This window comes from Mucilaginibacter sp. SJ (genome assembly GCF_028993635.1).
GTDB lineage: Bacteria > Bacteroidota > Bacteroidia > Sphingobacteriales > Sphingobacteriaceae > Mucilaginibacter.
In genome coordinates, this window is the sequence record NZ_CP118631.1 from 3717568 (window position 1) to 3739008 (window position 21441).

Sequence of the window (21441 nt, forward strand, 5' to 3'; positions counted from 1 at the left end):
AGTCTCTTTTGAGATTGGGGCTTTCTTTTTGTGGGGGTTTAAGGATCAAATGGGCCTTTTGTGGTAATTAACTTACATCGTCCGCTCTTGGCCGCGGGGGCCTTTACTTTACCTTAGATGCAAAGTAACCAAACATCAAGACAAAAAAATGCTTCCTCCCGCGGGCCATACTCCCCGGCCCGCTTTTTTGTCGGGTCAGCGCACTTTTGTTTTGGAGATTATAATAACTTTTTCCCCTAATTAAACCCAACGTCTTCATCTTATTTCTTGACTCTTACCGTCTTGCTTCTTTCCCCTTACTGTCTTGCTTATATCCCTTCCCGTCGGCAATTGAGCGGGCCACTGTTGGTCAGATACAACTAAGGCCTATTACCGGTCAACACACTTAAAACAAATTAATCCCAAAACTCCATCCAACCCAACCACTCCAATTCCTGTTATCACGGATAAAAGAATGGTGCAGGTCTCGCGCATAAGCGTAACCATCAACAGGCGCGCGCTGATCTGAATAAAGAAAATTTAACGACGGCCCTGCGAAAACGGAAAACCTGCGGCTTACTTTATATGTAAAATCAAGGTTGAATTTGTTAAGCTGATTGGTTTTTAACCATGTACCCTGATACAAATAGCTTGAACCAATTTCGGTGTTGATAGCCAAACGTTGTCCCAATCCAAACTCCCTACCGAAGCCTAATCCAAAAGAATATAGTTTGCTGTTGCCATCAACCCGCATAGCGCCCTGCCAAACGGTGTACAGTTTGCTGTTGCCGTTTTTGAAAGCGAGGTTAATGTTTTGTGTTTCGTTTGTGGAGATAGCCAGTTTATGATAACCGCTGTTAACAATATTCAGCAGCCCAATACTAAACCCTGATGAGGTATCGGCAATGTTTACCAGCGCCAATTGCACCCCGGTAAGGTGTTTGGCATAATTGAACAAGCCTGCCACTTGCAAACCACCAAATTTTTGCTGCGCGATATTGCCGATCCCGCCAAGTTGGAGCGCATCAGAATTTTTACCGGCAATATTGCCTATCGCCCCTAACTGAATGCCCCTGACTGATCCGCGGGTATGGTTGTAGAGCGTTGATAATTGCAAACCATTCATGTTTTGTTTTACGCTGTTATGGAGCAGGGCCAGCTGAATGCCCCGCACGTTACCCAGCACGTTATTGTACAAGCCGCCAAGCTGAATGCCATTTACTGAGCCGCCCACCACATTAAAGATCCCGGCTATTTGCACCGCGCCAACATCGCCTTTATCCAAATTGAAAATAATGCCCATTTCAAAGCCATCAACCCCGGCATTATAGCCGCCTACAGCATTGAGGGAAACCACATTTACTACCTGTCCGCCGAAGTTGCCGTGGGTGCTTACGCCCGGTATGGCCGAAGCCTGGAAGGGGGCTTGTGCAATTAACCCGCCGAGATTGGCCGCCTGAATCTGCTGTTTGGTGGAAAGGAACAACCTGCCCAGCGAAGTATTTTCGACACCCGAATAATCGTCACTAAGGATATACCCCAGCAGGCTGCGTTTTTTCTTCAGGGTGGTGTCGGTGCTCCTTACGTTAACATCTGCTAAAAAAGTAACCGTAGTATCCTTATAAAACTCTTTGCTTATTGTTAAGGTGATCGGCTGGCCTTCGTTGCGGACGGTCATATCAAAATGGCCTTCCTTGTCGGTCAATACCGATTGCAATTGTTCGTGCGAGTATACACTGGCATTAGGCAGGTTATGACCCGTTTGCTCGTCGGTTACGGTACCGCTGATGTTGTAGTTGTCGCCATCTGTAGCGGCCTTGTCTGTTACTATGGTGAGTTGTAAGGGCGCATATCTCAGGATAATAAAATTCTTTGTTTCACGGTACTCAAAGCGATAGCGAAGCATGTGGTCAAGCACTTCTTTAATCGTCCAGTTATCAGCATTGATGGTAACCAGACTGTCGGTTTTTACAATGTTGCTGTTGTACGAAAAGTAGAAGTTGCCTTTTTGTTCGATGGTTTTAAGCACCGTGCCCAGTCGCATTTCGGTTACATGGACGGATATGTTTTTGGAGAGGATGGAATCGGCATGAGCGGTTAAGGCCGAGAGAAGCAGCAGGCAGATGGCGTAGCTTAGGTAATGATGTAGCTTATACAACATAAATATCTAACGTGTATATTAAATTATGTCATTGCGAGTGAAGCGTGGAATCCCGCAGCAATTATTCCACCACATCATTGCCTTGACGGCTTCCAAACGGGCTGTCATGGGTAGCCCGTCGAAGTATGGCGGGCAGGCCTCTGCGCACGAGTCTTCGACAGGCTCAGACTGACAGGCCCTTTTTGTCATTTCACCTTCAGAGGCCCCGGATTTAAATCACTCAGTATGACAGCGCACCATATACAATATTTTACTTCAACACAACCCCCTTTTTCCCGCGCTCTACTTTGATCTTGAACGTTTCGGAGATCACAACCAATACCTGATCTAACGACTGATCTTTAAACACCGTAGTGATAGGCAGGTTGGCAATGGCTTTATTGCCGATAACAATGTGCGCCCCGTACACTTCGTTTAATGAACCTACCAGCTCATTTAGCGGGGTTTCATCGCAAACCAGTTCGTGGGTTGCATAGTAGTTATATAAACGTCCTTTGATGCTTTCTTTAGCCTGCAGGCCATCCTTGCCGGTAACCAACACCTTTTCGCCGGGGTTAAGGTTTACGCTTTTTTTCTTTTCGCTTACGTTAACTATGCCCGTTTCAACAATAACCTGCGTTTTGCCATTGCGGCTCTTTATATTGAATGACGTGCCAACCACCCTAACCGTTACACCGTTCACCCTAATTATAAAAGGTTTGGTTTTATCGGGCGTAACTTTAAAAAACGCTTCACCCAGCATAGTCACCGGGCGGATTTTGCCGGTAAATTTTTCTGGGTAAATAAGTGTGCTATGACTGTTCATGGTAACTACCGAACCATCGGGCAGGGTTTGCGCACGGGTTTTAGACTTGCTGTCTATCTTAACAAAAGCAATTGCCTTGTTATCATAATAATGACTTAGGGTTAGCCAGGCCACCGTGCAAACCAGCAGCAACGATGCAGCTATACCCACCCACCAGCTGGTTTTCATTTTGTGAATCTGTGCCGGTTGGGTTGGCGTTGTGACTGTATCGCTGATCCTCTTTTGCAGCCGGAGATAGGCCGCATCCTCATCCAGCGTTTTGGCAGAGGCAATTTGCCGGCTCTCATCCCAGATCAGTTTAAAATTATCATACTCCTGCCTGTTAGCCGGCGAATCCGCTATCCAGTTCTGTATAGCCTCCACCTCGGCGGGCGTAGCTTCGCCAACCAGGTGTTTCACCAGCAAATCATCATCTATGGGCATACCGGTATAGCTCATACAAACCAATTAATTAGTAACAATAAAATTATAGGTAAAAACTCGGCCAGTTTTTGGCGCATTACCCGCAGCGCCTTGCCCATCTGGTTTTCGATGGTTTTGATTGAGAGGCCCATCTGATCGGCAATTTGCTGGTATTTCAACTGCTCAAACCTGCTGAGTTGAAAAATGATACGGCACTGCTCGGGCAGTTCGCTCAGGGCTTTTTCAATGTGCTTTTGCAGTTCGGCCGAGAGCAGTTTTTTTGAGGCCGAATCATCGTTGCCAACCTGCTCCATCTCATCGGCATAATAAACACCAAAGTTGGCGCGCACCTTCTGGTGTTTTAAATAATTCAAACTTTCGTTATGTACCGAGCGGTACAGGTAAGCCTTGATACTGCCATCGGGTTTAAGCTGATCGCGTTTTTCCCAAATGCGGCAAAATACGTTTTGTACTACCTCTTCGGCCATTTCATCATCCTTTAAAAAAGTGTAGGCATAGGCATGCAGACTTTTAAAGTGATCTTTAAAAAGCCGTTCAAAAGCCTTCTGGCTTCCCTGTTTAATTAAACCAATGGCCGTGCTATCGCTGTATTCCACTTTTAAGGTGCAGATGTTAGCGCTAAAGATAGCTTGTTTGGCCGTTAAATTCATAGAGCCCAAATGTTAAAAAATCAATCAGGCCAGTTGAATCTGGATAGTATACAGCGAATGATGAATATCCACCTTGCTGCACACCCCGTTGGTATAGCTGTAAAAGTTATAGTTGCCATCGGGCAGGTCAATGCGGTACACGTGCGGGCTCACCTGCTTAACCTGCAAAAACTGCTGAAAGTTATCAGAGTATACCTGTGCCTGGTCGTTAGGCTCATGGCAGTACAGCAGCATCAGGTTGGCGGCTATTTGTTTTTGATCAACCGTTTTGCCGCATTTGCCTTCGGCGGTGGTTTGGTAGCCCGAGGCCACGGCTTTGGTTTGGCGGTTGCATTTTTCTGAACCATTGACATTTCTGCACACCTGCGAACTCATGAGCTTGCCATTGTTAAAAGTGCTCTCCTCCTGGATCTCCACCTTGATGCTGAAAATGAAGCGCATTTTTACCTCGGAGATCATTTTGAGGTACAGCTCATCGCCCTGGCGTTTTTGATACAGGTTCATGTGGCCAACCACCTTGCCGCTGTGCAGCACATTGTACTTAACCGTTTGTTCCTGCGCAAGGGCACCTACAGCAAGACACAATAATGCCACCACCATAGCCGCCCATTTTAGCGGACCGAAGATATTGAACGTTGGAAAAGTTTTATTTTGAAGAGCAGGCCGGATATATTTTTTAAATAACCAAATTATTAAAGCGGGTATCATGGGTTGTCATTTTAAAGTGATTGAATAAAGCTTTTAACGCGTTTACTTTATTACAACACTCTAAACTTTTACCCCTATGCCTTTGCATTATTTTGTTCGATTAATTAAATTACTACTATGCCTATATGAATTATATAATTTCAAATATATGTAAAAAAACGGGTGTCCCAATTTTTTGATTCCCCACAAAAAAATGAAAATAGCGCGCTGTCCTTTTTTGCGAAAATAAGCGTGTTCCATTTTTTGAGTGTGAAAACGCGAAACACATTTTTTATGAAACATACTGATAATCAAACAATTAATATTTCGACTGAAACAATGATAAAATACTGACAATCAATTACTAAAACTTTTAGGAGTGAAATATGGCCTTAATTGAGGCAGCGCCGGCAGAAGGATTTTTTTGGTAATTTTTTGATGTTTTTTAACGAAAATGGCTTTAGGCGATGTGGGTTGGTTGGGATGCTGACAATATAGCGCCACCAATTTTGTGAGGTTTAAGAGCTATTTTATACTAACCATTTTGCTGATGTCGGCAAAATGGTTAGCGGCTATTTGATATCTGCAACGGTTTGAAGAATATACATAAACGAAGCCAAATCCATTCCGTTATCAACGGCCTCATCTGTGTACTCCGCACTTTCAAATTCGTGGAAGGTATGGTCAAGTTCGTTATCCCATGAGCCGAAATGAAGGTCGGGCACTCGCCACTGATCTGCATAAAACCAGTGGTGGGATATGAGTTTCGAGCGGATTAAATCTTCCAATGCAGATAACTTAATATTTTGCGGGTTATCAAATACAGTGCTGTTGAAGTTTTTATAATTACCGCCATCGCGGTAGAGGTATTTGAACTTGATGTTGGGCACCCCGCAAGGTATACCGAATTTTGTTGTTTGTCAATCGGAGATAAGTGAACTTTTAGGGTTATCCAACAGCAAGCTTACCGCTCTCTTTCCAAATATAAGCCGGCATAGGCTCGTTCAATTGCCACTCAATGTTCATCGGTTTTGATCCGCTTGATTTTATAAAGTTAGCTTGTCCTAAAAACACGTACGACATAGTGAATCCAAACTCATCGTCGTTTTGCTCTCTCACAAAAAGCAAGATTTTCTTATCATCATCTTTATGGTTTATATAAGATAATCCTTTAAGCGATTCTGGAGATGTTGCATTTTGTGATTGCCAATGGAAAAGATATTCGTTTATGGCATAATCATCATAAAGAGTTGTTGGTGAATATTCTTTATCAGATTTTTTTAATGTTACAAAAAACGCTTCCGTATTTAATTCTTTATTTAATGCAACCCCCTCCCTGTTAGATGATGCTTTATCAAAGCTATGTAGTTGCATGGCTACTAAAATTTGGTCGCGATTATAACGACTATGTACTTGTAAAGGGAATGGGAAATCTAAAGCTATAGGTTTTTCTACAAAATCGACCCTACTTATTAGAATATCTATCACCTCTTGAAGTTCAGCAACCATGATTGGATTATTGCTAATTTGTAGCATACTTTTTTCGATAGAATCAAAGCCAGCGTCTGGCCCTGCTTTTTGCCAAACATCGTAATAGAACATTAAAAGCATTTGCTGCTGCACCGAATCCAAGCTATTGATAATAAATCTATTATCAATTAATGACTTAATAAAATGCAAGTAACTTACGGAATTACATTGCAATAGTTTTCTGGCGATAGATCCAGTTAAAACGGATTCATTAGGCTCGTCAAAGTTACTAATAGCTCCAGCCTCTGCGCATAGCCTTTTCCATCCAAGCTTTTTATTTTTATAAATTAAAGGGAGGTCAATATTCTGAATTCTAATAAAGTTTTTTAACGTTAATGGCAAGGCTATTTGCAAATGAAAGCTTCTGATTTTATTTATTAGTTGTGTTCTATTAAATCCTATTGCAGCTGTTATGTTTTTTAGAATAATTTCTTTTGCTTTCTTTTCGAGTACTATTGAACAGCCTAAAGGTAAATGAGGAAATTCATCTTCTATCTCAGTAATAATTGACGTATGCGTTTTACCAATAAGCGCTCTGAATTTGTGCTCAAAATCGTACTCCGGTCTTGAGTTTCCAACAAAGTCAAGAACGGTTAAGCAATCTTTGGTGTTGGCAAGACGCAAACCTCTACCTAATTGTTGAAGGAAAATAGTAAGACTCTCGGTTGGTCGTAAAAATAAAACGGTGTCGATTTCCGGAATATCAACCCCCTCATTAAAGATATCTCTCACAAAAAGGTAATTAATTTCTTTTCGTTTAAGCCGGGCTCGCAATTCATCCCGATTGTTGGATGTTTCAGATGTCAAATAGTCAGCCTTTAATCCCGCTAAAGTAAACTTCTCGGCCATATAGCGAGCATGATCCTGACTGACACAAAAGCCCACAGCCGTTACCTCGTTAATATCTGTTAGATATTTTTCGCAATTGGCTAAAATTTCGTTAACTCGCCTATCATCTTCAGTATAAAGCTTTGTAAGTTCATTTATCTCATATTTGCCGTTTTTCCACGATAGTCGTGACAAATCAACACTATCAGAAAGTGCAAAATATTGAAACGGAGAAAGTAGCTTTCTATTCAAGGCTTCGGGCAGCCTTATTTCTGCAGCTATTTCATCACAAAAATCCTTAAGCACATCTTCACCGTCACCTCGCTCGGGGGTTGCTGTTAAGCCTAACAAAATTTGAGGATTGAATTTTTCAAATATGGAACGATAGCTTGACGCAGGAGCATGATGTACCTCATCTATGATTATAAAATCATAAAAATCGGGCAACAGAGTTAAGTCTTGAATTTTATTATTAAGACTTTGCACAGACGCAAATACATATTCATAGTTAGTTGGCGTAATGCCATCTACCCACAAATCACCAAAATTGGAGTCTTTTAAAACATGCTGAAAAGTGTTTTGAGCTTGTTCAAGAATTTCTTTTCTGTGAGCTACAAAAAGCAAGCGCGCCCTTGGATTTGAGTTTTTAAACCGCTTATAATCAAAAGCAGAAATCACTGTCTTGCCGGTGCCTGTTGCAGCCACTAAAAGATTTTTAAATCTGTTATGAACAAATCTTTCGGCATGTAGCTTTTCTAATATTTCTTCTTGATAAGGAAATGGTTTTAAATCAAAGAAAGTTGTATTAGATTGCTTATCGTATGACTTTTGTTGTTTTAACGCTGTTTCGAGTTTGAGGGCATCTTTGCCTGGTATATAAGTCTCAAAATCTTTGTCAACCCAATAAGTCTCAAATGTTTTTTTGAACTTATCTATGATATGGCTGATTTCTTTAGAGGTTACTTTTAAGTTCCATTCCAGTCCGTTAGTAAGTGCTGATCGTGAGATGTTTGAAGAACCAATATATCCTGTGTTGAACCCCGTTTTTCTTAAAAATAAATATGCTTTAGCATGTAGGCGCTCATGATCAGAGTTATAGGATACCTTTATTTCTGTATTAGGCAATTTGGATAAGAACTCAATTGCTTTCACATCAGTAGCTCCCATATATGATGTGGTTATAATCTTTAACTTCTTGCCACCATAGGTAAATTCTTCCAATTCGTCTTTAAATATCCTGATCCCAGAATATTTTATAAAAGAGACTAACCAACAGATTTCGTCAGATGAAAGAATTTCTTTTTTTATTTCGCTTTCTAATGAAACGCCCACATTGTTACCTGTGAAAAGTTCACTCTGACTTAATCGGGTATATGGAGTAATTAGCTTTACACGCTCCTCTAATTTACTATGAGGATTATCTAACGTAGAAAATACAGCATTGAGAATTTTACCTTCATCTTCAATTAAATTACCCGTTAAACTAATATCGGGCAATGCGTTTATCAATAGGTCGATTATCTTATTTGATAATTCAATCTGTTTAAATACTTTATCATCGCCCTTGATCTCATTGAGCGCAAACTTTATAGTCTCAGATAAATAGATGCTGAGATATCTGGACGCTTCTTCTTTATCAAGTAATGTGCTTTTAACAAAAAAGGTATCGCTGCTAACGGTTTGTAATTTATTGGAAATGAGTTTTGTAATAAGCTGCTCATACAAGCCTAATTCAAGTGTCGACATTTAGGTTTCTATATAATATTTAACAATCGCCACATCCGCCTCCGCCCAATCCAAAGCTAATAATTCATCTTTAGGCAACCATTTAAAATCAAGATGCTCTTTTAACACAATCTGCCCCGAAGTAATTCTACAAACAAAGGGAATTAGCTGTATGGTAACGTTAGGATATTGGTGTGTATTGGCCGGCAAAGAGGCTACTATTTCCACATCCACATGAAGCTCTTCCTTAATCTCGCGGATGAGGCAGGCTTCGGCGGTTTCGCCGGGTTCAATTTTACCACCGGGGAACTCCCATTTTAAAGGCAGGCTCATGGCTGCGCTCCGCTGGGCAGCAAAAACAAGTCCGTCAGCATTAACAATGATAGCGCATGTTACTTTGATCACGTTTCTAAGATAAGAGTTTGGGGAAAGAAACAAGACGACAATGTGAAGAAGCAAGACAGCAAGAGTCAAGAAACAAGACAAAGAGGGAGAACACCCAAGATGGCAAAGTCGGGAAACAAGACAATCTGGGAGAAAGACACAAGAGGGCAAGAGTCAGGAAACAAGACAATAAAATGTTTAATAAAGGACAAAAGTTATTATATCTCCAAAACAAAAGCGCGCTGGCCCGACAAAAAAGCGGGCCTGGGAGTATGGCCTTGCGGGTGGAAGCATTTTTTTGTCTTGATTTTTTGGTTACTTTTTCATCAAGGAAAAAGTGACTGGCCTCCGCCCGGCCAGGAGGGCGACGATGTTTGTTAGTTACAACAAGGTTTAAACGTAATGATGTATACCAATTTACCACTCCTTTTCCACCCCACAAAACCAGAACTAAAATATGGAGTTTAGGGTGTATGCCCCAAAACAGCAAATTATATTCCTCGTTTATACCATGTATTTTATTTACCATGGCATAACTTTGGTATATCAAACGAATACATCAAACCATGAAAGCAATAATTTTAAAAGACTTTGGCGGGGTTGAAAACCTGGTACCTGCCGAAATACCTGTACCAACCATAGCTGCCGATGAAGTGCTGGTAAAACTGAAAGCCATCAGCATAAACCCTGTGGATGTTAAAACCCGCTCGGGAAAAGGCGTTGCAGGGCTTATTAAGGACGAGTCGCCGATTATTTTGGGCTGGGATATTTCGGGCGAGATCACCGAAGTGGGCGCGGATGTTACCGGCTTCAAACCCGGCGACGAGGTTTTTGCCATGATAGATTTCCCCAAAACCGGTAAAGCCTATGCCGAATATGTTAAGGCAAAAGCTAATGAACTTGCACTGAAACCAGCCGGCGTCAGTCATGAGGAGGCTGCGGCGGCTACACTTGCCGCGCTTACCGCCTGGCAGGCTTTCCACAGCAACGCGCCTGTTAACCCCGGCGACCGGGTATTGATCCACGCCGCATCCGGAGGGGTTGGTCATTACGCTGTGCAGATAGCTAAACATTTGGGCGCCTATGTTATTGCTACTTCTTCGGCTGCCAACCGCGATTTTGTGTTGGACCTTGGTGCCGATGAGCATATCGACTATCAGGCACAGCCCTTTGAAACCGCTACCAGCAATATCGATTTTGTGCTTGATACCATTGGCGGCGAATATATTGACCGCTCGCTGCAGGTGATGAAAAAAGACGGCACCATTATAAGCATCGTTTCCGGCATGAACGAAACCGTTACCCCAAAAGCCAATGCGCTGGGCATTAACGGCCACAACACCAGGGTAAAACCCAATGCCGAAAACATGGCCACCATTGCCGGTTTGCTGCAAAAAGGGATCATTAAATCGCACGTATCCAAAGTGTTTCCGTTTGAGCAAATGGCTGATGCGCATTTGCAGCTGGAAAGCGGGAGGACCGTTGGGAAAGTGGTGTTGGTGTTTTAAATAGCCTTAGTGGTATTTAACTAACATCGACCCGCTCAATCGCCGCGGGTTGGCTGTTACGTTTTTCGCGATTGTTTATTTTTTTTTGAGCTCAAGAGGGCTTCGCCGTCTGTCTTGACACAAAAGTAACCAAAAAGTCAAGTCGGCAGGAAGGCTTCTTTGCCGCACGGGCCTTTGCCCTGCAAAGCGGTCAGAACCACGGGCTGCAATATTTTGCCCCTGCTTTGCCCGCTCATAGCCTTCGCTTCTGCAAAAACTTGCTATGCCCCTGCAGCCGCACAAGGCCACCATTGTTCTGCCCGCTTTCGCCGAAGCTTACCTGCCGACGGGAGGGGGGAAAGAAGCAAGACAGTAAGGAGAAAGAAGCAAGACGGTAAGAGTCAAGAAATAAGATGAAGACGTTGGGTTTAATAAGGGGAAAAAGTTGTTATAATCTCCAAAACAAAAGTGCGTTGGGCCGACAAAAAAGCGGGCCTGGGAGTATGGCCTGCGGGGAGAAGCATTTTTTTGTCTTGATTTATTCGCAAGGTTGTTTTGCTTTGTAGGTGCTCATGAGCTCGCTCCGCTCGGTTTTTGGTTACTTTTTCATCAAGGAAAAAGTAACTGGCCCCCGCCCGGCCAAGAGGGCGACGATGTAAGTTATAAACCACTAAAGCCCTTTCCTAACCTCAACGCCCTCCCACCAATGAACAAATGAACTACTGAACAAATAAACCAATCAATCCAAATCCCCATTTCCAAAAGTATCTCCCTGATTAATATCACCGGTGTCGAAACCTTTTTTAAACCAGTACATGCGCTGGGCACTGGTACCATGGGTAAAACTATCGGGTTCTACATGGCCCTGTGCTTGTTTTTGTAATCGGTCGTCACCTATGGCGTTGGCCGCGTTCAGGGCTTCTTCAATGTCACCTTTATCAAGCACGTTTTTCATGGTTTTTTCGTAATGCGCCCAAACGCCGGCATAAAAGTCGGCCTGCAGCTCCAATTTTACAGAAAGCTTATTGTATGCGCGTTCGCTCAAACGCGACCGTGCCTGATCCATTTTTTGTGAGATCCCCAAAAGGTTTTGTACATGATGGCCAACCTCATGCGCTATTACATAGGCCTGCGCAAAATCGCCGGCGGCACCGAAACGGTTCTTCAACTCATCGTAAAAAGAAAGATCAATATATACCCGCGAATCGCCGGGGCAATAAAACGGGCCGCTTGCCGAACTGGCATTACCGCAAGCCGACTGTACATAGTCGCTAAATAGTGTTAAACGCGGCTTTTCATAAGTACGGCCCATGTCGTTAAACAGTTTTGTCCAGATATCTTCGGTATCGGCCAAAACTACGCGCACAAATTTCTTGCCTTCATCTTCGGGACCGTTATTAACGGTTTGCTCCTGCCGGGCCGGCTGGTTGGTTGCTACCTGGTTAAACAGCGCCGAAGGATCGACCCCTGTAAAAAAATAAATAGCGGCCGCTATAATACCAAGTACGCCACCGCCAATGGCTAACCTGCCGCCGCCACCGCCGCGTTCATCATCTACGTTATCGCTTTCGCGTCTGCCAAACCATTGCATATGCCCCCCGGCCCCCTAAAGGGGGGGCCCCTAAGCACAATAATAAAAAAAGGCCTCGTTTGTTTGAACGAGACCTAAAGTTTTTTACTCCCCTTTAGGGGAACCGGGGACGAGATTATTTCACAATCTCAAACACGGCCTGGATCTGGAAACTTAGTTTGATGTTTTTGAAACTGATATCCGAATCACCAACATTGCTATCTGCCGATGCTTTGAATGTCATCATATTGGCGGCATACATGCGAGGCTGCGGGAAGCTGCTGTTATCGCTTTCGGTAATATTGATAGCGCCGCCCAATTTTTCGCCAAGGGCAGCCAACAGGTAGGTTGCTTTATCGCGTGCGGCCAATAGGGCTTTTATTTTAAGGTCGCGCTTTAAATCGGCCATTTTTGAATAGTCGTAGCTTTCAATATTGGTAGCCTGAATCCCTTTAGGATCAATTTTCGACATGATTTGGTTAAACTTGTTCAGGTCGCGCACACGCAGGCCGTATTGTTTGCTGGCCAAAAAGTCGGGTGCTTTTTTCTTTTGATAGGTATTGTTCCAGGCAGATACATTGTTCACCGTAAAATCTGACGATGGAATGCCGGCGTCTTTAACGGCTTTTTCCAGCTGATCTTCCAGGTCGTTAATGGCAATGTGCTTTTTGCCGTCCATGTATTCCTGTAGTGATATGGTCACGTTTATAATATCAGGAGTAACCTCCTGCTCGGCAATGCCGGTAACTTCAATTTTACGCCTAAGGTCAACGTTTTGGGCAAATGCGCCAATGGTAGTTGCTAATAGTGCGGCAAGGATAAATAGCTTTTTCATGTGTATATTATTTGATGTTATGACTAAGGTAACGTGTATTTAGTTTAATGTGTAACAGCAAGGCTACAATTAATTGCTAAGCCACTGGTATGCTTGTAAATAAACCGGTGGGTGGTTTTGTTTGAGGGGTGAAGTTAATTCCCTCCCTGGGGAGCATAGTGTCGTCAATTATGGAATAAAAAGCGGGGGAGCGTGCGATTCCCCTCTTGAGAGGGGCGGAGGGGTGTGTCCTTGCTTTGATAAGCCGATTGCAGAAACACACCCCTGCTACCGCTCGTCCCTTCGCACCCCCTCTCAAGAGGGGATTTTCAAATCATTTGTTCAATCCCCTGCTTAAGTTGACGGCTATGCCTTCCGGGGGAGGCGCGTTGAAATGCGCGGTTGCAGGCAGGGGTTTCTGAGCTATCCGTTAATAAAAACATTCTACAGAAACCCCTTCCTACACCTTCCCCAGGGAAGGAATCGCACGCGCCCCTTCTTTTTATATCTCTTCAATACCCAAACCCTTTATCTTTTTAATAGTTATACTACAACGCACTAATTTATTTGGTTATGAGATCGATATGGAAAGGTTCGATAGGTTTTGGGCTGGTGAGCATCCCTGTTAAATTATATTCGGCAGTACAAACCAGCTCGCTTGATTTTGATATGCTGGATAGCCGTGATCATGCACGCATCCGTTTTCAGCGGGTAAACGAAAATACCCACAAGGAAGTCCCTTACGATAAAATTGTAAAAGGCTATAAGCTTGATGAAGATTACGTGATCATGGACGAACAGGACTTTGAGGATGCAGCCCCCGAAAAAAGCAAGGTGATTGAAATTGAAAGCTTTGTAGATATTGCCGATGTAAACCCCATGTTTTACGAAACATCATACTATACCGAGCCCGATACCAAAAACAACAAAGCCTATGCCCTGCTTATCCAGGCACTTACGCAATCAAAAAAAGCAGGGCTGGCCCGTTTTGTGCTGCGCAGCACCGAAAGCCTTTGTATCGTTCACCCGCTTAAAAATGTACTGGTAGTAACCCGCATCCGTTTTGGACAGGAGATCCGTGACACGGAAGACCTTAACCTGCCCGATAAAATTGAGGTAAGTAAAAAGGAACTGGATATGGGCCTCACCCTGATCAACCAGTACGCCGAAGATTTTGATGTGTCTAAATTTAAAGACGAGTATAATGATGAGCTGCTCAGGATCATCGAGGCCAAATCAAAAGGCAAACGCGCCAAAGTTAAAAAGCTTAAGCCCCGTAAAACAGGTAGCGATGATTTGTACGACCAGCTGATGGCCAGTTTAAAAAGCAAGAAAGGGGCTTAATGAAGCCGGAAGTACGGAGTTGAAAGTTTTAGGTCTGTAATTGAATTATTCCTCAAAAAGAGTCAACATGTGTTGTTTTCAGAACTCATGATTGGAAATGTTTGGAAAGCTGTTTTTTTAAGAAGATAAAATCCTTCAGACAATACGAATGAATTATCCTAATAATTAATTTTATTTTTAAAAGAATAAATTTTGGCTTTGTGTTTGTAGTGTTTATTTCACAAAAACATTAAAACATCTATCATGGCAACTACTAAAGTAAAAACACCCGAACAAACTAACGATGTGCAGGAATCGGCACTGAATGAATTATTTATTGATGAATTAAAAGACATTTACTGGGCCGAAAAACATCTTACAAAAGCACTGCCCAAAATGGCTAAAGCGGCAACATCCGATGAATTACGCTCGGCTATCGAAAACCACCTGGCCGAGACCGAACGGCAGGTGATTCGTTTGGAAGATGCATTTGCTTCTATTGGCCAAAAAGCGGTGGCTGTAAAATGTGAAGCGATGGCTGGCCTCATCAAAGAAGGTGAAGAAATTATATCAGAAACCGAAAAAGGCAGTATTACCCGTGATGCCGGTATTATTTCTGCAGCTCAAAAAATTGAGCATTACGAAATAGCGTCATACGGCACCCTCCGCACGCTGGCCGGTGTGCTGGGCTATGACCATGCGGCCGAATTGCTTGATTCAACCCTGCAGGAAGAAAAAACCTGCGACAGCCTGCTTACTCAAATTGCCGAAGCCGGTATCAACCAGGCATCAAAAGCCGAAAAAGCTTAACGTTTATTAGTTTTTTAAGAGCGGTCGTGGGGGAATTATTCCTCGCGGCCGTTTTTTATTTGAGCGTGTTGTTGCTAATCGATGAACTTAGTGCATAAGATTTTTCCTCGTTCATCGTCGAAATAACATGTCACTTTATATTAAGCAACACCAACGTTAATTACATATTAATTAAAGCATTTCCACAAACAATAAGCGGCAAACACGGTTTACCAACAAAAAACCGACGCCCTATGAAACAATTCCTCCTGGTACTATTCGCCTTTTTATTTTGCTTTTACGATGATGTTTTTGCCCAGGATAAATTAGATGGCGTTTATGCCGGATGCGAGTTTTCGCCAAGTCCGATATTTGGCGGAGGCATGAACAGAACTGACGTAGCTATATTGTTCAGACCTGATGGTACTTTCAATTCTTCGCTTAACAGTGCCGACTGGCAAACCAACGTGAGCGGGCATTACACCATAAGCAAAGGAGAAGTAACACTTAAATATACCAAAAGCTCGTCTGTTTATGGCATAACCAAATATGGAAGCCTTTCCAATTATGCACATGAACTGTTTAAACTTCAGGGGAACATTATACCTCCGGGCTATTACTCGTTCATCAGCGCTATGGGCGGTGGCGGCGCGGCCTATGGTACAACTTATGTAGGCGCTTTAAGCACACAGGGATTAAATTTTGATGGCAAGGGGCATTTTAGCAATTCGCGCTATTCGGGCTCGGTTGTAGCCGGCGAAAATGTTGGCGGTGGCAGCTCAAGCAGCCGGGACGGCAGTGGCACCTATAAAATAAACAAGGGGGTACTTACGCTTACTTATACCGATGGCCATACCGAGCTACACAGCTTTTTTTGTGATATGGGCGGTAAAACACGCATGGCTGTAGTTGATGGGCGGGTATTTTTTGTAGACAATGATGACAATACCACCGCTAACAATACCAAATCATCAACCGTGGCTAAAAAAACTTCCGAAAACTCCGCCACAAATACAAGTAATGCCACCGTGCCAAATGGAAAAACTCTGCTTTTAAAAGCCAATGCCGCCCATGGAGGCGACAAACTGAATGCATTGAAAACCGCCCGGTTAACGGGTTCCGTTTCGGGGTTAAAAGTTGTTGAGCTGATTGATATTCCCAATAACAAGGTGCGCGTTGAAATATGGAAAAACGGCAAACCGGTTTCGGTGCAACAAACCGAAGGCAGTAACGGATGGCAATGGAGCAGCGGCAACAAGTCCGATCTTCCGGCCAATAACGTTGCCGAGATAAAAACCGCCCTGTACACCGGGGTTATTGGGTTACGCAGGTCATCGCTTGATCAAATGCAGATCATCAATACACAAAAAATCCCCGATAATGATATGTATACGGTGCAATGCAGATTAAATGGCAACGAATACGTGTTTGCTATAAATAATCAGAACCAACTAATGGCTTACGGCTATAAGGTAGGCGACAAAACCCTGTTCGCGATGCTGTCAGATCTTCGGCCGGTACAGGGTATCACCATTCCGTATCGTGAGGCCACAACAAGCGGTCAGCAAAAGCTCAATATTCAATACGACAACATGGATGTAAACCCTGTTTTAGACGGGCAAAGCTGGGCGGTACCGGCCGGAAACTAAATTCTATTCAGGTAGATAATTTATTGGGCTTCAGGTACAGGTAATCATTCTTAAAATCGAGGATCATATTGAACCGTTTTAACAGACCGTTCCCCAAATAGTTAATCTCAAAACCCATCGGGTTTTTGCTGCTCAAAATAAGCGTTGGCACATTGGGAACCATGAACCCGTTAAGCCTGAACAAAGGGGCTTCCACTATTTTGATCTCATATTTTACCCCGCGCGGATCGCTGATGGTGGATGACTTGATGAGTTTAAGATCCCTGGGGAAATTATTTTTAACAGCCCATTCACTATCCAGGATCAATGACTGTTCGGATCCGGTATCCATAGAAAAATTGCCGGTGTATTTTTTGCCGCCTATTTCAAACGTACCGGTAACATATGGGAACGAATGGATAAACCCAATCTTCGAGCGTTTATAACCTTTTAAGTTTTTAGGCGTTTCATCGCGGATGATGATACGGTTGTTATCATAATCAACTTCTACCTGTTTACCCTCAAACAGGTTCCAGCCAAAGCGCCCGTCCATATCCCTTGAGGTTAGCCCGGTTGGTAATATCTCCTGGTTGCGCCAAACAACAGTGCCCATTTGTAGCTTCAGGGCTTTTTTCAATTCATTAAAGTTCGGTTTCGCCTTGCCGGCCAAAACATCAGCCTGGTTGGGCAGCAGTTTCGTTTTATTTAATATAGCATCCCGTGTTAAATGAAAATCAAATGAGCTTACATCAAAATGCAGGTTCAACGTATCGGTATCGTTCATAACGGCCTTTACCGCAATGGCATTATAAGCCGTAAGCTTAAAAGGGATCGTGTCGTTTTTGTTGAGATTGACTTGCTGTTCGTTTGGAGGCGGTATAGCGCTGGCAATTTGCGTATAACATGAATCCTTACCGTTAAGCAGGATAACGAAGTTATACCTTGTGCCGGGCTTAACCTTTACCCTTATCGAATCGATATCTGTATAAAATGTAACCCATTTAGTTTCCCGGGTTCTATCGGCAGTATAAACGTCCGGTCGTGTTTTTGGCGAAAGCGACCATGCATTTTTATCCAAAAATCCGCCGTCATTAATCGCTACTTTTTTGGAGGTGGCTTTGATTACCGGCAGTTTCGACTGGCCAAACACAAGCCCGGCAGGCAGCAGGAAGATAAGCAGCAGAAAATATTTCATCGTTTTTATGAGGTAAGGTGCCTAAAGATACACCGGGAATAAATCTTTACAAAACACAACGTTAAATGAACTGCATCTCCCCCTTAAAAAACACAAAATTTAAAACTTTTCAGTGGTCACAGTTATTATACTAATATCTATGAAAATCATTAATTAAAACAAAGTATTATGAACTCACTCCTGTATATCATTGCAGTCATCCTTATAATAGGATGGGCAATCGGCGTATTTTTTACAACGGTAGGCGGCCTGATCCACATTTTGCTGGTGATAGCTATTATCGCGCTTCTGTTAGGCGTAATCAGGCGGTCGACAGCTATATAAGGCTGCTAAAAATATAAAAACAGACAGGCTATCTCGAAAAGATAAGCTACCTGAACCTTGATTCGCTTGATTTGCAGATTGCCTGATAAAATCAGAAAGTCTTTAAATCAAATGGATCAGGGTTTTTTGTATACTTGTTTAAATCATCAGGGAGAAATCTTTAATCAGGAGAATCAAGGTTTGAAAAATATATACATTTTATTACTTATGGCAGTTGTAGCCACCATCAGCGCATGTTCGCCTAAAGTTCAACCCTTCGCTGCCACGAATAAAGTATACCACAACCAAACTGATTCATTAGTAGAGGTAATTAGCCGCGAGCAGCCGGCCATGCTGGTTGACAGCGCGGGGGGCGCCATTCCTTCTGAGTGGGTTGGCACCGTGAATTTCAACCTGCGCAAGCCCAACTATGTCATTATACATTACACTGCCCAGGATTCGGTTAAGCAAACCCTCAATACTTTTACCCTGGTAAAGCCACAGGTAAGTGCCCACTATGTGGTAAGTAAAGATGGCAAGGTTTACCACATGCTTAATGATTACCTGCGGGCCTGGCATGCCGGCATCAGCAAATGGGGTAGTATTACCGATATGAACAGCTGTTCCATCGGCATTGAGATAGACAATAACGGGCACGAGCCTTTTAATGAGGTACAGGTAAAAAGTCTGCTTGCTTTATTGGCTCAGCTCAAAAAAACCTACAACATTCCGCAGGCAAATTTTATCGGGCACCAGGATATAGCACCATTGCGCAAACCCGATCCGGGGCCATTATTTCCCTGGAAATTGTTAGCACAAAAAGGCTTTGGTCTTTGGCGCGAAGAACTGCTTGAACTTCCGCCCGATAATTTCGATTATGCTACCGCGCTTAAACTGATCGGTTATGATATCAGTAACCTCCCGGTAGCCATTGTTGCCTTTAAGCGGCACTTTGTACAAACGGATGAAACACCGGTAATGACTCAGCTGGATTTGAATATTCTTTATAACGTTTACAGGAAATATTAGCATTGACTTAACTGGATTTGTAAATACGAAATGGTATTAAGCAAAAAGGGGCTGTCAGTCTGAGCCGGTCGAAGACTCGTGCGCAGAGGCCCACCCACCATGCTTTGACTGGCTCAGCATGACACCCTATTTTAACTTATCATAGGTAAAGCATCATTTATAACAACATGCTTTTATTTAACTTTAGGGTGCCAACTCAATCTCAACATTACCGTGCAAATAGCGCCACATCCATTGCTTTCGGGTATTGTTAAGCACTATTTAATTATAGCGCATAATCAGCATGTTGCCATGAACTACCGTCTGTTTTCGGACGGCAACCCCGGAATGGTGTTTCATAGAAAAGAACCTTTACTCCAATACAACCAGCAACACACGGTTGCCAGCAAGCAACCCGGCAGTTTTGTTTACGGGCAAATAACCCGCTATAATGATATTATTTCGGCCGGTGAACTGGCTATGCTGATTGTGGTTTTGAAACCTAACGCTTTGCTACCATTACTTGGTGTAGCCGCAAATGAACTAAATGACAATACCGTATCATTAAAAGACCTCTTCGGGCAGGATGCCCTTGATTTGGAAGACCGCATTGCAAATTCCATTAACCTCGCGGCAGCAGCTACCCTTGCCGAACAATTTTTACTAAAAAAAATAGCCTCCAAAGCTAAACACGCAGGTATTACAGATCAGGCCATAAACATTATTCATGCAAACAAGGGTATTATCGGCATTAAAAACTTATTGGATGTGATGCCTGTAACCGAACGGCAGCTTGAGCGTAAGTTCAATGAGGAAGTTGGCATATCTCCTAAAAAATTCATTGATGCCGTTAAGTTTCAAACCTATCTTAAACAACTTCAAAAGCTATCTTCAATAAAAGAGCTAAGCTCATTGAGTTGTGCCTGCGGATACTATGACCAGGCGCATCTTAATAATTTTTTCCGGAAACATACAGGCCTTACTCCCCTTCAATACAAAGCCAATCATCATCTGTTGGCTATAAACTTTATGCCGCTCGTTTAAATTGCGTTTGTCGGTTTTTTACAATGCTTTTCGGTATGGCTCTGGTAGTTTTGAAAAAAGATGATCAGCGTATGGAAAACCTAACAATCGCCACTGCTCAATTTGAAAACAGAAGCGGTGATAAAGCCTATAATTTATCAGTTATTGAGCAAATGGCGGCGTCTGCCGCCGCAAAAGGAGCAAAAGCAATCGCTTTTCATGAATGTTCCATAACCGGCTACACCTTTGCCCGGAAACTTAACAAAGCACAGATGCTTGATCTGGCCGAAGAAATTCCGGAGGGACCGAGCATCGCTGCGTTAACCGAATACGCCCGACGATATGATATCGCCATACTGGCCGGTTTGTTTGAAAAAGACAAAGATGATAACTTGTTCAAGGCATATGTATGCGTTGACAAAACTGGGCTCATTGCCAAACATCGCAAACTACATCCATTTATCAATCCTCATCTTTTGCCGGGCACTGCGTATACTGTATTTGATTTATACGGATGGAAATGCGGAATCCTTATTTGTTATGATAATAATGTTATTGAAAACGTACGCGCAACCACCCTGCTTGGGGCGCAAGTTATTTTCATGCCGCACGTAACCATGTGTACACCATCAACCCGGCCCGGCGCCGGTTTTGTTGACCCGGAATTATGGAAAGACAAAGAAGCAAATGCTGTATTACTTCGCCAGGAGTTTGACGATCTTAAAGGCAGGCAATGGTTAATGAAATGGTTACCTGCCCGGGCATATGATAACGCAATTTATGCAGTATTCGCCAACCCGATAGGCATGGATGATGACCAACTGAAGAACGGCTGTTCTATGATCCTCGATCCTTACGGCGATATTATAGCCGAATGCCGATCATTAGACAATGAGCTTGTTTTGGCTGAGCTAACCGCCGATAAACTAACCAAAGCGGGTGGCTATCGTTACATCCAGGCCAGGAAGCCCGAACTATACGGGGATATTATCGGCCGTGAACATGAAAGCTTTCAAAAAGTGGTTTGGCTTTGATATTAGGCCTCAACAACTTGTGCTCATTTGTAATGAGTGCTAATGTGGTTTGTCGATTGCATCGCCAGTCGCGTTATAAACGCTAATCCATGTTA

Annotated in this window: 18 protein-coding genes; 8 read left to right on the forward strand and 10 right to left on the reverse strand. The window is 43.2% G+C overall.

Annotation, left to right across the window (positions count from 1 at the left end; translation table 11 throughout):
* Positions 1-385: 385 nt before the first annotated feature.
* The 7 genes from MusilaSJ_RS14945 to MusilaSJ_RS14975 all read right to left on the reverse strand — a co-directional run bounded on the left by MusilaSJ_RS14945 (position 386) and on the right by MusilaSJ_RS14975 (position 9193).
* Complete coding sequence (locus tag MusilaSJ_RS14945; protein ID WP_274985759.1) at positions 386-2140, reverse strand: carboxypeptidase-like regulatory domain-containing protein; 1755 nt, start codon at positions 2138-2140, stop codon at positions 386-388.
* Positions 2141-2390: 250 nt separating this feature from the next.
* Positions 2391-3383 (reverse strand): FecR domain-containing protein, encoded by a 993-nt coding sequence (locus MusilaSJ_RS14950; protein ID WP_274985760.1) that lies wholly within the window; start codon positions 3381-3383, stop codon positions 2391-2393.
* Complete coding sequence (locus MusilaSJ_RS14955) at positions 3380-4018, reverse strand: RNA polymerase sigma-70 factor (RefSeq protein ID WP_274985761.1); 639 nt, start codon at positions 4016-4018, stop codon at positions 3380-3382. Before MusilaSJ_RS14955 ends, MusilaSJ_RS14950 begins: the two co-directional genes overlap by 4 nt.
* A gap of 24 nt (positions 4019-4042) precedes the next feature.
* On the reverse strand, positions 4043-4726 hold the full coding sequence (locus MusilaSJ_RS14960; protein WP_274985762.1) for a DUF6134 family protein: 684 nt from the start codon (positions 4724-4726) through the stop codon (positions 4043-4045).
* 551 nt (positions 4727-5277) lie between these two features.
* Positions 5278-5595 carry a hypothetical protein gene (locus tag MusilaSJ_RS14965; protein ID WP_274985763.1) on the reverse strand — a complete coding sequence of 106 codons (318 nt, stop codon included), beginning with the start codon at positions 5593-5595 and terminating at the stop codon, positions 5278-5280.
* A gap of 58 nt (positions 5596-5653) precedes the next feature.
* Complete coding sequence (locus MusilaSJ_RS14970; RefSeq protein ID WP_274985764.1) at positions 5654-8809, reverse strand: DEAD/DEAH box helicase; 3156 nt, start codon at positions 8807-8809, stop codon at positions 5654-5656.
* The gene (locus MusilaSJ_RS14975; protein ID WP_274985765.1) at positions 8810-9193 is read right to left on the reverse strand and encodes a (deoxy)nucleoside triphosphate pyrophosphohydrolase; all 384 of its coding nucleotides are present in this window, start codon (positions 9191-9193) and stop codon (positions 8810-8812) included.
* Positions 9194-9738: 545 nt separating this feature from the next.
* On the opposite strand from MusilaSJ_RS14975, the gene MusilaSJ_RS14980 reads away from it, so the two are divergent.
* Entirely contained in the window at positions 9739-10680 is a 942-nt protein-coding gene (locus tag MusilaSJ_RS14980; protein ID WP_274985766.1) for an NADP-dependent oxidoreductase, read from the forward strand.
* Positions 10681-11398: 718 nt separating this feature from the next.
* Here MusilaSJ_RS14980 and ypfJ read toward each other — a convergent pair.
* The gene (gene ypfJ, locus MusilaSJ_RS14985; protein ID WP_091173189.1) at positions 11399-12250 is read right to left on the reverse strand and encodes a KPN_02809 family neutral zinc metallopeptidase; all 852 of its coding nucleotides are present in this window, start codon (positions 12248-12250) and stop codon (positions 11399-11401) included.
* A 115-nt stretch (positions 12251-12365) separates the two neighbouring features.
* Entirely contained in the window at positions 12366-13064 is a 699-nt protein-coding gene (locus MusilaSJ_RS14990) for an SIMPL domain-containing protein (protein WP_090533514.1), read from the reverse strand.
* A gap of 552 nt (positions 13065-13616) precedes the next feature.
* Here MusilaSJ_RS14990 and ku point away from each other — a divergent pair.
* The 3 genes from ku to MusilaSJ_RS15005 all read left to right on the forward strand — a co-directional run bounded on the left by ku (position 13617) and on the right by MusilaSJ_RS15005 (position 16804).
* On the forward strand, positions 13617-14387 hold the full coding sequence (gene ku, locus MusilaSJ_RS14995; RefSeq protein WP_112656457.1) for a non-homologous end joining protein Ku: 771 nt from the start codon (positions 13617-13619) through the stop codon (positions 14385-14387).
* 243 nt (positions 14388-14630) lie between these two features.
* Complete coding sequence (locus tag MusilaSJ_RS15000; RefSeq protein ID WP_090533509.1) at positions 14631-15176, forward strand: YciE/YciF ferroxidase family protein; 546 nt, start codon at positions 14631-14633, stop codon at positions 15174-15176.
* Positions 15177-15409: 233 nt separating this feature from the next.
* Complete coding sequence (locus MusilaSJ_RS15005; protein ID WP_274985767.1) at positions 15410-16804, forward strand: hypothetical protein; 1395 nt, start codon at positions 15410-15412, stop codon at positions 16802-16804.
* Between the two features lie 7 nt (positions 16805-16811).
* Here MusilaSJ_RS15005 and MusilaSJ_RS15010 read toward each other — a convergent pair whose 3' ends face one another.
* Positions 16812-17978 (reverse strand): hypothetical protein, encoded by a 1167-nt coding sequence (locus MusilaSJ_RS15010; RefSeq protein WP_274985768.1) that lies wholly within the window; start codon positions 17976-17978, stop codon positions 16812-16814.
* 168 nt (positions 17979-18146) lie between these two features.
* On the opposite strand from MusilaSJ_RS15010, the gene MusilaSJ_RS15015 reads away from it, so the two are divergent.
* The 4 genes from MusilaSJ_RS15015 (at position 18147) to MusilaSJ_RS15030 (ending at position 21346) form a co-directional block, all read left to right on the forward strand.
* On the forward strand, positions 18147-18302 hold the full coding sequence (locus MusilaSJ_RS15015; protein WP_139160049.1) for a lmo0937 family membrane protein: 156 nt from the start codon (positions 18147-18149) through the stop codon (positions 18300-18302).
* Between the two features lie 207 nt (positions 18303-18509).
* Complete coding sequence (locus MusilaSJ_RS15020) at positions 18510-19310, forward strand: N-acetylmuramoyl-L-alanine amidase (protein ID WP_274985769.1); 801 nt, start codon at positions 18510-18512, stop codon at positions 19308-19310.
* 213 nt (positions 19311-19523) lie between these two features.
* The gene (locus tag MusilaSJ_RS15025) at positions 19524-20333 is read left to right on the forward strand and encodes an AraC family transcriptional regulator (protein ID WP_342457006.1); all 810 of its coding nucleotides are present in this window, start codon (positions 19524-19526) and stop codon (positions 20331-20333) included.
* A gap of 35 nt (positions 20334-20368) precedes the next feature.
* On the forward strand, positions 20369-21346 hold the full coding sequence (locus MusilaSJ_RS15030) for a nitrilase family protein (protein ID WP_274985771.1): 978 nt from the start codon (positions 20369-20371) through the stop codon (positions 21344-21346).
* The last annotated feature ends 95 nt before the right edge of the window (positions 21347-21441 follow it).